This window comes from Variovorax sp. P5_A3, assembly GCF_056400665.1.
The window spans coordinates 10,962-25,485 of the sequence record NZ_JBFUKW010000041.1; the positions used below are offsets into that span (position 1 = coordinate 10,962).

Genomic DNA, 14,524 nt, shown 5'->3' on the forward strand with positions numbered 1-14,524 from the left:
ACCAAAGATTGGTACTCTGAAGCGCCACGCCCGGAGGCGTGCGCAGGCGTCAGAGCGACGGAAATTGGAGGTCGCTGCACAATGTTCGAGCCCCCTTGAACAGTGCGCAGTCGGTTTCAACTCCCGGCGTCGAATCTCGGCCTCAAGAGCCCGCGGCCGCAAGGGGGTATTCTGGACCGCTTTGAGAGAGATCGCCGCGTGGCTTGGCCACGATCATGTTGTGATCTCGACTGAAGTCCCCACTGAGCAATAACGTGTCTACGACGGATTCAATGATCCTGCGCAGCGGTGCACTGGTCGCCTTGAAGCCGAGTTGCCGGGAGATGGCCGTCACGATCTCCTCGGCGGTCGCTCCGAAGTTTGCCGAAACGATGCGCGCGATGCCGGCGGCGATCTCCACCGGCGGAATCATTTCGGATTTGCGCAGTCCCGGTGAGCGAGCGTCCGCTCGATCGCGAAGCGTGGCACGAACGCCTGGGCTGGAGAGGAATGCGCCTTCGCGTTCGATTCGACCGGTCGCGTGCGCGTGCTGGACTCCCTGCAGAACCGCTGCCTCGATCCTGCCCCCCGAGCGCTGCAACCCCCAAGCAGTGCGCAGACGAGTCACCACCTCATCAACGTGCACTGGCGATTCGACGTGGACGACTTGGGCCACCAGATCAGTCATCACGCCGAGCGGTGTCTCGTGCAACTCGTAGGCGCCTGGACGCGCAGGCTCTGCTTCAACGTAAGGTTGACCTGCGGACTCGTCGGTGGCCTCGGACAGGCCGATCTCCGTGACTTCGTGCCGATCGATCGTGACGATGTCTACCGGAACGGCGCGCTGGGGCGTCTGTGCGGCGTCAAGATGCGCAGCCAACTGAACCTTCGCGGCCTCGATGGCGCGAACCGTGCGGTCGAGTTGCTCCATCGGGCGCTGGAACCAGTCGGTGCTCCAGATTCGATGAATCATCCATCCGTGGTCCTCGAGTACGGCTTGCCGCAAGCGGTCGCGATCGCGAGCTGAGCGGGCGGAGTGGTAAGAGGCGCCGTCGCATTCGATGCCGATCAGATAGCGGCCAGGACGTTCAGGATCCGCGATGGCCAAATCAATGAAGAAGCCAGCGATGCCGACCTGAGGATGGACTTGGTAGCCCCTGGACTGGAGAGCCACAGCAACTTGCTCCTCGAAAACGCTGTCCATATCGCGACCGGAAGTTTGAGCCATCGACAGCCGCCCCGTCCTGGCGTAGTGCAGGAACAGCTTGAACGCGAACACGCCCTTGCCCTTGGCGCGACCGAGATCAATATCCTCGTCGGTGATCGAAGCAAACACGTCACAACGGCGCTTCGCGCGACTGATCAGCACGTTGAGCCGTCGTTCACCGCCATCGGCACCCAGAGGGCCGAAACGCATCGCCATGTAGCCCTGTGTGTTCCTGGCGTAGCCGACCGAGATCACGATGACGTCGCGCTCGTCGCCCTGCACGTTCTCCAGGTTCTTGACGAAGAAAGGTTCACTCGGATGCGCGTGAAAGAACTCCTCGGTGTCCGGATTGAGTCGGCGCAGCGCCTCCAACTCGTCCTGAATCGCACGTCTCTGGGAGACGGAGAAGGTGGCGACGCCAAGCGAAAGTTCGGGACTGGTCTTCGCGTGACGGATCACGGCTTCTGCCACGGTGCGCGCCTCGATTGCATTGGTGCCCGTACCGCCCGAGTCGAACCGCCCTTCCGCTACATGATGGAAGCGCAGACCCATTCCCGCCTCCTTCGTGTACGGGCTAGGCACGATGAACAGCTTGTTCTCATAGAACTGGCTGTTCGAGATCGCGATCAAGGATTGATGGCGGCTGCGATAGTGCCAGCGAAGCATGCGTTGCGGAAGACCGCGCGCCGCGAACAGGCCAAGAATGCTCTCGATATCCGCCACCGGCGTGTCGTCATCGTCCTCATCGCCCGATTGCGATCCGGTCATCTTCGCGAAGAACTTGGTCGGAGGCAGCTGACGCTCGTCGCCGACGACCACGACCTGCTTGCAGCGCGCGATCGCGCCCAGGGCATCCACCGGCTGAATCTGACTGGCCTCGTCCATCACCAGCAGATCGAAGCTCAGGCGACCGGGCGTGAGGAACTGGGCGACCGAGAGCGGGCTCATCATCATGACGGGCTTCAGTGCCTGGACCGCTGGCCCAGACTTTTGCATGAGCTGACGGATCGGCATGTGGCCGCGCCGCCTGGCCATTTCCGCTCGAAGAACGCCGACTGGGCCGACGCCGCCATCCCGCGACGGTATCTTGCGGTGATGGGCGCGCACGACCTCCATACTGGCGGCCTTGATTCGCTGATGGTCGAGCTCGGCAAATTGCCGCACCTGTTGAGCGTGCTGGTCGCCATCGAACTGACCGATGGCCGGGTCCCGGCTCACCAGCTCGGACAGCATTGATTCGAAGTAAGCCATCTCGAACGATGGATGCGCCTCGGGTGTGGGCAGGCGGCCGTCGACCAGACGGTCCACGAGCTGGCCAAGTCCGGCGACGCGCGCCTTGCTGGCGCGCTCACGGTAGATGACCCACTTGGAGAGCTGCTCGGTATGAGACAGCCAGCTGGCAATCCTTTCCTGTGCAACCTTCATTTCCGCTGCCGACATGCTCGCGAGACCGAAAAGCGTGGAAGCATCGGCCTGCAGGGTCGCCGTGATTTTCGTCAGCTCGGAAGAAAGGTCAGAGGCTTCGCGCGCCAGGAGGCGAGTTCGTTCCGCGACCTCGCGTCGCTCTGGGAGCCGCGCTGCGAGCAGGCGCAGATCGAGGTGGGCAGCGATCCAATCGGCGCCCGCGGAGAGCCGGTCCCAGTCCGACCGGCGAGCCTGCCAAGCCTCGCCGAACGCAGACTTTGCGTGGGCATCGTAGCGGTCGATCTGTTCGCCCAACTTCTGCCAGAAGCTGAGGCGACGGACCAGATCGAGGCGCGCCGACCTGGCGGCTGGCACCTCAAGCAGGAGCTGGCGTAGCAATTCGTCGGACCAGACCATCTGCCGCGCCCTGGCTCCGAAAGCCTCTAGCGTCGCTCGCTCCGCCGAAGCTGCCTCCGAGAGGAAGGAAGGGGCCGCGGCGCCCAGGTCGAGCCACAGTCCATTGAGCACGGGCGCCACCTGCTGCAAGAGGTGGCGCACTCGCTGCGCTCGGTCTCCGACAGCCGAGCGCTGCTCGAGCCGGCTTGCGATGAGCCGAGGCTCTGCTCCCAAGCCGCGCAGAGTCCGCATCCATTCCACGAGCGCCAACATTGGCACGCTTTGCGATCGCTCGCCCCGCCATTCCGACCCGAAGGCGGATCTGCCGAACTCTTCGCCATCCCGGACCTTCGCCGCCGCGGCCTGGCCTTTGATGAGGGCATCGAACAATTGAACGAGCTGTTCCGTGGGCATCGTCGGGTCACTGACGATGGAGCGGGCGAGGGCGTTGGCTCTTCGCCAGCTGCCATTGAAATGCCTGAAAAATCCCGTGTGAACAGCGAGCGCTTGGCGAGTGGCCGATACCTCCGTCGACCAAGCGGCATCCAGAAGGCGGTCGCCGATGATTTTGCGAGCCTGTTCCAGCGCCGCGACGGCGTCGACCAGATCGCCCGCCTGTTCGACGCCGTGGTCCCAAACGGCGGCGGCGAATGCGTCTGGACTTGCGTCGGGGGCGACCGCTACCCGCTCAGCGGTCGCGGTGAGGCGCTCAATGCTCGCCAGCGTGTCGATCGACGTGGCTGAGCCGAGCTCGGCGCTCAGGCGTTGCGATTCGGCTCGCAGCGAGGGCAATAGCGATTGCAGCTGCCGGGCTCGGTCGTAGGCGCCTGCGGGCAACTCCTCAGGCAGGCTCGCGAGCTCGGTCTCCAGGCCATCGAGACTTGCATCGATAGCATTTGGCTGGAGCGACGGCGCTAGCTCGGCGCCGGTCTGCGCATAGAGCGCGCCGCGGCGCAGGAGCTCCTTGAGCGCGTTCGGGGATTGCTCCCACAAGGGCGACGAAAGCGCTTCGGCCGAAAGATCCGGTGCGGCAGCCAATGCCTCGGCGAGCTCGAGCACTTCGTTGGCATCTTCGAACCGAGCCGACGGCTGCAACCGCTCCAGCCGTTCGCAGACCGTCGCCAGCTCAGTGCGCAGTGTACGGATGCGGTCGTGCAGCGCCGTGAGCCGAGGGACGAGCCGCTCCACAGTCGTGGGCAGAATCATCTCCAGGCCCACGCCGTTCCAGGGGTGCGCCGAGGGCAGGCCAATGTCGTCGATGCGCTGCGCAAGTTCGAGGAGCGCTTGGCGACGCTGCGCGACCTCGTCCCGGCTCCAGGAGGTGGCGTCCTCAAGTTCGAAATCCACGGGCTTCTGCCCGAGCTGCCGGAGGCGCGTGAGATGGCCCATCACTTCGAAAGGCGTGAGTTCGGACGGGACGTGGCGGACATGCATGCGAGCAGCGTGCGCGTTGAGAAGATCGCGCGCGTCCGTCAGCTTGCCGATAAGCCCGTCGGGGAAGTCGCCGCGCGGGGAGCCGAGCTCCCATGTTCTGCGCAATTCCTCCAGCAGCCCCCGCTTGTTGGCCTTGTTGCTGTGGAGTTCCAGGCACACGTCGCCCACGCCAGCCTGGTCGAGGCGACGCTTGACGACTTCTAGCGCGGCCATCTTTTCCGCCACGAAAAGAACGGTCTTGCCGTCGGCGACCGCCGAGGCAATGACGTTGGCAATGGTCTGCGACTTTCCGGTGCCGGGTGGCCCCTGAATCACCAGATCGCGCCCGCGTCTCACGTCGTGTACGGCCAGCGTTTGGGAACTGTCGCTGTCGACGATGTGAAGCATTTCCGCGGGCTCGATATGCGCGTCGATCGAGAGTTCATCCGACATCAGCGGCTCACGTTGATCGAAGCCGTCGGCCAGGAGCGCTCGTATCGTGGAGTGGTCGGTCAGTCGACTCTCGCCGGGCCAGTTTTCAGGATCTAGATCCCTGTACATCAGAAATTTGGCGAATGAGAAGAAGCCAAGGACGACGTTGTCCGCCGCCACCGACCATTCCGGCTTGGTGGCGATGGCTTCGGCAACTGCGGTGAAGTAGGACTCCGGATCGAACTCGTCGCCCCCATCGAAGGTCGGAAGCCTCAGCGCATGGACCCGGTCCAGGTAGGCTTCCAGGGACAGGTTCGAGATAAGGTCTTCCTGGCGCAGGCGCAGCCGGAAGCGCTCGCCCGCAGTGCCGCGCTCGAGGCTGACGGGAACGAGGATCAACGGCGCTTGGCGGACGTTTTCCTTCTTGTTGGGATCCACCCAGTTCAGGCTACCAAGGGCAAGGAAAAGGATGTTGACGCCTTGTTCCTCCTCCAGCGTGCGCGCGTCGTGATACAGGTCGAGCAGACGCTTCTGCAATCCCTTCGGCGTCATGCGTGTTTGGACCCTGGTATCAACATGGCGAGCCGACACCCCGCGCTCGTCCGGCCCGTCTTCTTCGTCGGGCTGCGCAAGCACCACCTCGCTGTCAACATTCTCCTCTTCGACCTCATCGTCCTCGGCTGATGCGCCACTGCGGTCTGGACGGCCAGCCAAGAAAGTGAAGGCCCGGTTCTCGCGCACCAGAAGGCGAAAGATCTCAGCCGACTTTTCGTCTACGACATCGATGGTCTTGGCGGTTTTTGAGAAGCGGGGTACGTGCAGCAGACGATTGCGAGCGGACAAGTCCAGGAGTTCCGTGCGAGCCCGCTCCAGTTTGGCCTCGAGAGACAGGCCGCTATGAAACACGGAAGCATCGGTATCGGACATGCGGCCTTCTCTTTTCTCTTTTAGGAGTGCGCTCGGCGGCGAGGACCTCGACGCGTGCGCGTACCGAGACCGACAGGCGGGTCCGCCCCATGCGCCAGCGAATCGACACAAAAGGAAACATTCTGCCGGATCGCTAGCGCTTCGAGACCGCGAACGTTCGACATTGAAAATGGATGTGCCCAAATAACCGCGTCAATGTGCAAAATTTGTGGAGGCATCGGGTGCCGTGCTTCCGGGTGTTCGATCGGTGTTGAAGTTCGCGTGGTTGATCTGGGTCACCTTGTTGGAGTACTTGCGCAAGGCCATGTTGTCTCCTCCGCGCCAAGTTGCGCACTCTGCATGGTTGCGGGAGGGGCCAGGCCCAACGTTGGGGGCAAACCCTTGCTGCGGTAATAGGTCACACCTTCTTGATGCGTTTGCGCAACATGGGTGCAATGGCACGCGCGTGGGGAAGCTAGGGCCCAAGGCCAGCACCGCGTCGAGCCAATCGCGGCCTGTCTACTCTTGAACCAAGCGCCTCACAAGGGGGCGTCGATTGGACAGCGCCTTACCGCGAACTCGACAAGGATTCGGCCAATGGCACTTGTCAACAACTTGGCTGCTACGCGGCGGGCATCGCGAAGAAACTCCCGAAGAACCAAGAACAGCAAAGACAACTTGATACATTAGACACATTTGTTCCGACCATTGGGAAATTCAAGTGACCGTACTCGTACTGCATCTAAGCGATATCCACATTGATAAAAATGATGACCATATCCTAGCGCGGTCCGAAAGGATTGCAGCCTGCACATATGCGCATTTGCCAACGGCGGAGCAGGTGGTCATTTTGATATCTGGAGACATCGCACAGTCGGGACAGGAATCCCAGTATTTACTGGCCCAGCAATTCATCGAGAAAATTAAATCAAGCATTCTTTCCCAAAAAACAGTTCCGATCGCTATTTTGGTGGCGCCTGGAAACCACGACTGTAATTTTGAAGGCGACCAAGAAGCCCGAAACGTCATCGCGCTCTCTGCCGCCAAAAAGGGCCCCGCAGTACCGCCAAGCTACATTGAGATAGCCACAGGCGTACAAGGTGAATATGCAGCCTTTAAGCAAAAAATAGCGCCTACCCCGAAGCGCGGCGACAGGCTTTGGGAAACATACGAAATCGAGGTCGGCGGAAAATTAATTACCTTTGATGCCTTGAACGCTAGCTGGACATCCACAAGACACGAACAACAAGGAAACCTTTATTTTCCGTACGAGAACTACGAATTCGAGTCACGTACTGAGCCTGCCCCAGATTTGAGAATAGCAATTCTGCACCATCCATTCTCATGGTACAGCCAGACGAACGTCCAGAAGTTTCGCAGTTTTATGCATAGCCTTGAAGACCTAATCTTCACTGGCCATGAACACTACGCCAATGCACGCTCGTCTGACGAAGTGTGGTCTGGCGGTTGCAACTATATCGAAGGCTCGGTACTTCAACAACGAAGCGACCCAACCGTATCGGGTTTTAACATTGTTCTTTGCAATGTAGAAAATTCGACGTATCTCTTCGAGACTTATAATCTCATCGGAACTACATACTCACGCAAGGACACATCGGCAAAGTGGACGGAATTCAGAACCTTGAGTACAAAGGTAACGTCTGCAATTCCTTTCACCACCACATGGGAAGAATGCCTGTCTGATGCAGGCGCAACACTTAAGCACCCATCAGGTCACAAGGTTACTCTTCAAGATATATACGTCTATCCAGACCTTGACAGTCGAGCACAACGCAGCGGCAAGGACACCGGAACAAAATTGGGTAAGACGAGCGCAAAGATGCTCAACGATTTGAAAAGATCTGAGCTCGATGTGTTAGTCGAGGGGGCGGAAAATGCGGGAAAAACACGCCTCCTTTACATGCTTCTGCAGAAAGCCCATGCCAGTGGACTCATGCCCTTGTTCATTAAAGGATCTGCTCTCCGAAGCGGCGCAGATGCGGAAATAAAAAAATTGATCCGCAACTCTGTAATCGCACAGTATGGGGAATCAACTTTAGAAAAATACGAGCAATCGAACCTTGCATGCAAAATATTGTATTTGGACGACTTGGACGGTTCACCGCTTAACGCACAAGCATGTTCAGCGGCGTTCAGCAGACTGAGGAAGAATTTCAGTCGCGCCTTCATTACAGTCGGAGAGAACTACCAGCTTGCAGAATTATTTGGCGACACCGACGCCGTGCTGGATACTGACGAAGAATCGATAGGCGATCGAGCCGAACATTACAGACTTTCGCCTTTGGGCTACCAACGTCGCGCAGAACTTGTTGAAAAATGGAATTCCATCGGGGCGAACGGAACGGAAGACAATAACGTCTTACTAGCTACCTGCGACGAGGCCGAAAAGCTTATCGAGGCTGCTCGTATACAGCATGTGGCATCGACAGTTCCCATCTTCGTGCTCTCTCTTTTGCAAGCGACTGCATCAGGCGCAACAAAGGAACTTCTGAAATCGTCTTTTGCACATTATTATTACTTCTTGGTAATTGGTGCTTTTGAGAAAGGCGGCGTCAAACCTAATGAGATGGAGGCACATCTGGCCGCAGCAACTCATCTCAGTTGGTTTATAAAATAATACGGTGACCAACAGCGAATTTCCGTTGGCCAATTCAATACCTTCGTAGCGCAATATTCGGCCGAATGGACTCAGACAGATGCAAATGAATTGCTCAAAGTACTTCTTTTGTCTCGACTACTCGAGCAAGACGCTGATTCTCTATACTTTACTTACCCGTACGCCTACTATTACTTTCTTGGTCGATTTGCAAGCATAAGCGAACGGAAAGAGGTGCAGGACTACATCGTTTACTGCATGCGCAACCTCTACGTTCGCGAGTGCGCCAATACAATCTTGTTTTTGGCTCACCATACCTCGAACAGCAAGGTGTTAGACCACGTCGTTGGCTCGCTGAATGAGCATTTCCCCAAATTCACGCCGGTGACACTATCCAAAGAGGATGTTAAATCGGTAGCGAAGCTAATTTCCTACGCGCCTAACGTACGCTATCGAGCTCAAAATCCGAAAGAGTACCGCCGTCAACGGGCGCTGGCCAAGGACTCCCATGATAATGGCCAGGATGACCTTGCAGAAGCACCGAACGCAAGCGATCAGCCCAAAAATAGCATTCAAGAATTGATTAGCCTCTTTAAATCTGTTGAAGTGGCAGGCGCGCTGTTAACACATCAGTTTCCAAACTATTCGCGCGCCAAAAAGGCGGAAGCAATTCGTGCGGTATTCGACAGTTCGCTTCGGGCCGTTCGCATGTTTTTTGATGTCTTCGAAAAAGACACCGCTGGATTGTCCAAGGCTCTATCCTACAAATTTCAAAATGGTCATAGCGAGATATCCAAGGAAGAGGCTGAAACTATAACTCGAACGGCTATCGGTTTGCTGCTAAGGTTCATCTCTACAATTTTCATTACCAAAGCAGGCGCACACCTCTCGTCTAAAGAAATATCCAACAATATTTCCGATGTCATGGGGACTACGCCTAGTTGTGCTTACCGGCTGATTAAGCTGTCCCAAGAATTGCAGAGGCCTGGTCGATTGCCTCGCTTAGAAATCCTGCGCCTCATCAGAGATGAAGCAGACAATGTATGCGTAATGGGCGTTTTGCAGATGCTTATAACCCAGCGCCTTTACATGTATGAGGCGGACTATGATGACAAGGACTGGGCTGTATCAACCTTCCAGCTTGGGGGTCAGAAAAATGCTATTGAGATGAAGCACCAAAAACGGCTTGGGGCCAAGCGGTGGGCTTAGCGGCACGCATTTTTTTGGAGTAACAGTTCTTGCCGTCGAATACATTGGCGTTTAGCTGCCGATTTTGAGAACTGTTTTTCGACGCAAGGCTGTCGGTGGAAAATCAGCGCGCGACCGTTTATCCGGCAAGAGTGGCAGGATGGCTTATCTCCTTCATCGATGCTGTCCACGTTCGGCCTTGTACTATGCGAGGGAGTGTTTTGGGCCCGCCACGGCTCGTCAAGAAGCTCTGGATGGCTTCGCGGGACCGCCCTCGGGTCGCGGCATTTGTTACCCGCGAATTTCGGCGCTTGCCCGGTGCAGAATTCTTTGCAGCCAAGCAAACCTCGGGCAGTCCCTCGTTTGCAAGGCGGTGAACTGCTATGTCCAAGCGAGCCGCGAATGCGCGGGAAGCGCATGGAGAGGCTTGGCTCAGGCAACAAGAAGCCCACCCTCGCTGTCGGGCGTGAACCCGTCAGCCCGGGATAGTTCCTCCCCCCTTCGTCGACCAAGGCGGCCTGGTCCAGAAAACGGCAATGTCTTCGCGCGCACACAGCGCTCGGGCTTCCATCTCTGAGAGCTCAATCACATCCACCCCCGCAGCCGGGTCGGCCGGCTGAATGTGTTTGCGCGCCGACGTCGGCGCATCGTCGAGCGGGAAGGGCTGGCTGACCTCGGGGAGGTCGGGGTCCATAACCCCGGCGGGCCGCACAGACCGTGGGATTAGTCGTTTCAGCATGGGAGCCTCCAGTGGACCAGAAGCAATGCTCTTTGCTCGTTGCAAAACGGCACGAGTTGCAAGCGGTCGTGTCAGGCAGGCAGGCGGAGGGTGGGCTGACCAGGCCTATACGCAGTAGGTCAACATCACCACGAAAGGACACACGACCATGGACGCAGACCGCGATCACTACACCCGCTTCAAACAGGACCACGCAAACCACATCGCGACCCTGGTGACCGCCATCGGCGGCATCACCGAGGATGCGCACTGGACCCTCATCGACGAGATGAAGGGCGTGCTCGGCGCACAGGCGGCCAACAAGGAGACGGGTGCCGACAACCAGGACATCGCGCTCTGCACGGCGGAGTTCTGGGTCTCCACCAACTGCTCCAGCGGAGGAATCGCCGAGGACGTCGCGATGGCCCTCTGGCTGCGCGGCGTCGACAAAGGCGAGTCTTTCCTCAAGGAGAACCGCGCCACCGGCGCCGCGCTCGCTGCTGCCTCGATCCGAAGCGAAGCGAGAGTCCAGGCATGACCGCCGCCAACAACAGCGCCACACCCATGACACTGCCGACCGACCTGAACGAGCTGCACCGCATGGTGTCGGCCTACCGGAGCCTGGTTGCGCAGTACGCGGAACGCGAGCAGGTCTACCTGCGAGCCCTCGACCAGCTCGTGGCGCCAAGCGACCCCGCGGGCTACCACTGCATAGTCGACATGAATGAGGACGTCACCGACGCCGTCGGCGAAGTCTTCGCGATGAGTCCAGCTCCCGTTGCGGTCTTCAACCGCGCTGTGGCCTCCTGAGCCACGACCACCCCTCGAGCCCTGCGCATCTCTCAGATGCCAAGGCTTTTCTTCGACCAGGCGGGTTCGCCGATACTCTCCAAAACGAATGGAGCGAGGCGGATGGACAAGGTTTGGATCGTCGTGGCGCTGGTCGCCTGCGTGTTCGCTTGGGCCTATCTCAAGCGCAAGCCGGCATCGAAGCAGCCAGCCGCCCGACCAGGCAGCGCCGCGAAAGCCCGGCCAGCAGCGACTTCGGCCGGGGAGCGCTTTCGGTGGCCGGCCCTGGGTGGCTTCAACTTCGAGGTGGTCGGGGAGTCCCACTACCAACCCACGTTGAAACGGCTCGCCGGCGAGCACGGCTCGGAAAACGCAGCGGCGGACTGCGTCGCAACGCTCATGCCGCAGGACGACAACGCCTATGACAAGAGCGCGGTCCAGGTGTCCGTTGACGGGGAGGTCGTGGGCTACCTCTCCCGCGACGACGCCCGCAGCTTTCGCCGGCGGCTGGGCAGCAAGGGATTGACCGGTCAAAGCACCCTCTGCGACGCGAAGGTCGTCGGCGGCCGCACCAAGCGGGGCGGCGAGAAGCTTTCCTACGGAATCCAGTTGGACCTCAAGCCCTTCGAGAACTGAGGCCCCGCGGCTCAGGCCTGTCGCGCTTCACGACGAGCTCGAGCGTCCAGCAAGCTCGCCACCCAGGGGCTGAAGATCGCGCCCTCGGCAGACAGGCGGTAGAGCTGGTCCCGCGCGGCGCCGGCGTTGAAGTCAGGCCGCTTGAAGAGCTCGTAGAAGGTCGCCATCTTCAAGAGCAGCTCGGCGCCGGGCTTGGGCGGGTTCAGTTGCTTCCAGAGGATGGCCTTTCGCAACCAGCGCGCCACCGTGATGCCCGTCGTGACGATCCAGGCCGATTGGGGCTCACCTTGCGTCAGGGCAAAGGCGAGGAAGAAGGTGGCAACGAGCTTCAACCCCTCAACGAATAGCTCCCCGAGTCCCTTCAACCATTGGCGCATCGCGCCAGGTGCGGCCTGCGCGCCCTCCAGCGGCGTCGCCAGGGGCATCCCGAGCATCGTCTTGTTGGAATGGACGATCTGGGCCAGACCCAGGCACTCGGCATGGACCAGGGCATCGATGAGCGCCCATTCGAGGGTGGGCGAGCTCACCTCAGGTCGGCTGAGCAACCGATGCGCGACTTCGTCAAATTCATCGGCGTTGGACTTCATGCCCGAGGCCCGGGCGCCGACCAAGGCTTCGCCCTTTTGCACGACGTGCGCGAGCGTGAAGTGCTGCCAAAGATGGTCGTAATTCGCCCTGAGTTCCCGCTGCTTCTTCTCGTCGAAGTCGCCGAGCAACTGGGTGAACTTGTCCTTCGGCTCGTACCAGCCATTTCCACTCGCCGGCTCGAGGTTCAACGGCTCCTTGAACGCACCGCGCGCCTCAGACACCAGCTCTTCGATATGCTCGTAGAGTTCCGACCGGTTTGGCCAGGTTGCGATAGACGCCGCCGCAGATTGGCCCAATTCGGCCACGATCTTTGACATCTGAGAGTGGCCGCCGAAATGAAGCTTCTCCCAGGCATCGCGCAAGTCTTGCCGCATCCCCTCGGAAAACCAGTCCGCCGGGATCGAGGCGGGTGCAACGAGCGACAGGCGTACACCTTTCACTTGAGCGCTGGCGGACGAGTCCTTGCACACGAGAGGACGGTTGTAGCCCGTACCGAGCACGTCGGAGTCAAGGCGCAGGGCGACATCAGGCTGAGGGAGGTCCCAGAGCGCCTGGAATCGCTCGGGTGCCAACACCAAAGTCAGGGTGCATGTCGGGCTTCGTTCCGACGTGTCGATGAACATGTGGCCATGGCCGTCAAACGGCAACCCGAAATCGGTCTGCACTTCAGACTCCGCCACCTCTTCAGCGCGAATGCGTACCCGGCCAAATCGCAGCTGGTGTTTCGTGGCGGGGTCGTCGGCTGACGCGGAACGCTCAACGACCAGCGGGCTGCCGAACGAAATTTCTCCGACCATGGTTCTGTCGCCAAGCCCAGGCCTACCCTCCTTGCGAAGGCTCCGAATGAAGCCCATCAGATTGCTTGAAACCCCGAGTCCCTCTTCCATCTGTTGTCCTCCTGCGCCCTCGCGCGAGGCGGATTGTAGGGAGGGGCCCGCCACCTCGAAGACGAACTCGAACAGGGGTCTTGTTTCTGCCTTTAGATTCAGGGCCTCGAAACCTCTTCTCAGGGCTCCCGAAGCGTTGCAAGGTAAGCCTCGGAGCTTGCGCTTTCCTGTGGACGCTGACTTGCTTCGCGCGATCCGCCGCCTTGGCGCTCCCGGTCTACAGGCGGTTCAGGCATCGTCGATTCGCCGGCTGTTTGAATCCATCATCCGCGCCACCGCGCTCACCTGGGCGGCGCCTGCCCGGAAGTACCCTGCGACCGTGTCCGTACTGCGATGTCCCGTCATCGCCATCGTTTCTTGCAAGGGCATGTTCTGCCTTCCAGCCTCGGTGACAAACCCCGACCGCAACGAGTGCGCCGAGAAATCCTCTCCCACACCCGCGAGCGCACACCGCGCCTTCACGATGTCCCGCACCGCGGTCCCCGAGAGCCCGTCGGTGCCCAATTTCCCGTTCTTGAGGATGCGCCGGAAGAGGGGACCCGCGGTGATGCCGCTCGCCTTGAGCCAGCCGTCCAGGGCCTCGGCCGCCGACCCGACCACCGGCTTCACGTCTTCCGGACGGATCTTCCCGTTGTGGTTCGTCTTCGAGCTCGCCAGCGTGTACAGATAGGCGCCTTCATCGCCGCGGTGCAGGTTCTCGAACACCGCTTCTGATACTTCCGAGCGCCGGCGTCCACCCGAGGCCCAGGCGAAGAGGAGGAGGGCGCGGTCGCGCTTCCCCTTGAGCGAGTCGTCGCAGGTTTCGAGCACCGCTTCCAGCGGCTCCCTGGTCAACGCGCGCTGCTTGTGGGGCAGGGCGTTGCGCTTGGCGTAGGCCTTTCTGGTCTTGCTCAGCAACGCCTTGACCGCCGGATCCACGCACGGATTGGGCTGCTTGGACAAGTGATGCGCCATCGAGAGCACCGAGATCCGGTGCATCAGGGTGTTCAGCGCCGGCGCCCCGAGTTTTCCCTTGAAACCCGCCTCGACCAGGGCTTCGTCGATTGCAGGCGGCAGTTGATGTTCCAGGACCGTCCTGGTTCCCGCCTTGGTCGAGCGCTGCGCATGGTCGACGATGAACTGCACGACCACAGGAACTGCAACCGGAAGCGCCATCTGGCGGCCGTAGCGCGCGCCGAACCAGGCCGCCCAGTAGCGCATGGCGGCGCGGTACGCGAGGCGCGTGTTGTCCGACTCGCCCTCGGCCATCAGGTCGTGCGCGGCTTCCTCGGCCATGCCCGACAGCTCGCCGGGATCGAGCAATGCGTGGTCGCCATTCAAAGGCATCAGCGCCGAAGACGCCTTCGGCGAAGTCTTCTTTTCAG

Annotated in this window: 8 protein-coding genes and 1 pseudogene; 6 read left to right on the forward strand and 3 right to left on the reverse strand. The window is 60.0% G+C overall.

What is annotated here, in order from left to right:
* Positions 1-142 precede the first annotated feature (142 nt).
* Complete coding sequence (locus AC1D3B_RS34140; protein ID WP_478195106.1) at positions 143-5,758, reverse strand: DUF3320 domain-containing protein; 5,616 nt, start codon at positions 5,756-5,758, stop codon at positions 143-145.
* 700 nt (positions 5,759-6,458) lie between these two features.
* On the opposite strand from AC1D3B_RS34140, the gene AC1D3B_RS34145 reads away from it, so the two are divergent.
* The 6 genes and pseudogenes from AC1D3B_RS34145 (at position 6,459) to AC1D3B_RS34170 (ending at position 11,685) form a co-directional block, all read left to right on the forward strand.
* The gene (locus AC1D3B_RS34145) at positions 6,459-8,375 is read left to right on the forward strand and encodes a metallophosphoesterase family protein (protein WP_478195107.1); all 1,917 of its coding nucleotides are present in this window, start codon (positions 6,459-6,461) and stop codon (positions 8,373-8,375) included.
* Between the two features lie 18 nt (positions 8,376-8,393).
* Positions 8,394-8,543, forward strand: a pseudogene (locus AC1D3B_RS34150) (STAND family AAA ATPase); the annotation flags it as partial.
* A 69-nt stretch (positions 8,544-8,612) separates the two neighbouring features.
* A complete protein-coding gene (locus AC1D3B_RS34155; RefSeq protein WP_478195108.1) occupies positions 8,613-9,563 on the forward strand; it encodes a hypothetical protein in 951 nt (316 codons plus the stop codon).
* 866 nt (positions 9,564-10,429) lie between these two features.
* Positions 10,430-10,798 carry a hypothetical protein gene (locus AC1D3B_RS34160; RefSeq protein ID WP_478195109.1) on the forward strand — a complete coding sequence of 123 codons (369 nt, stop codon included), beginning with the start codon at positions 10,430-10,432 and terminating at the stop codon, positions 10,796-10,798.
* Complete coding sequence (locus tag AC1D3B_RS34165; protein WP_478195110.1) at positions 10,795-11,070, forward strand: hypothetical protein; 276 nt, start codon at positions 10,795-10,797, stop codon at positions 11,068-11,070. Before AC1D3B_RS34160 ends, AC1D3B_RS34165 begins: the two co-directional genes overlap by 4 nt.
* Positions 11,071-11,172: 102 nt before the next feature.
* The gene (locus AC1D3B_RS34170; RefSeq protein WP_478195111.1) at positions 11,173-11,685 is read left to right on the forward strand and encodes an HIRAN domain-containing protein; all 513 of its coding nucleotides are present in this window, start codon (positions 11,173-11,175) and stop codon (positions 11,683-11,685) included.
* A gap of 11 nt (positions 11,686-11,696) precedes the next feature.
* Here AC1D3B_RS34170 and AC1D3B_RS34175 read toward each other — a convergent pair whose 3' ends face one another.
* Positions 11,697-13,160, reverse strand: a complete 1,464-nt coding sequence (locus tag AC1D3B_RS34175) for a hypothetical protein (RefSeq protein ID WP_478195112.1) — start codon at positions 13,158-13,160, stop codon at positions 11,697-11,699.
* 228 nt (positions 13,161-13,388) lie between these two features.
* On the reverse strand, positions 13,389-14,486 hold the full coding sequence (locus tag AC1D3B_RS34180; RefSeq protein WP_478195131.1) for a site-specific integrase: 1,098 nt from the start codon (positions 14,484-14,486) through the stop codon (positions 13,389-13,391).
* Positions 14,487-14,524 lie beyond the last annotated feature (38 nt).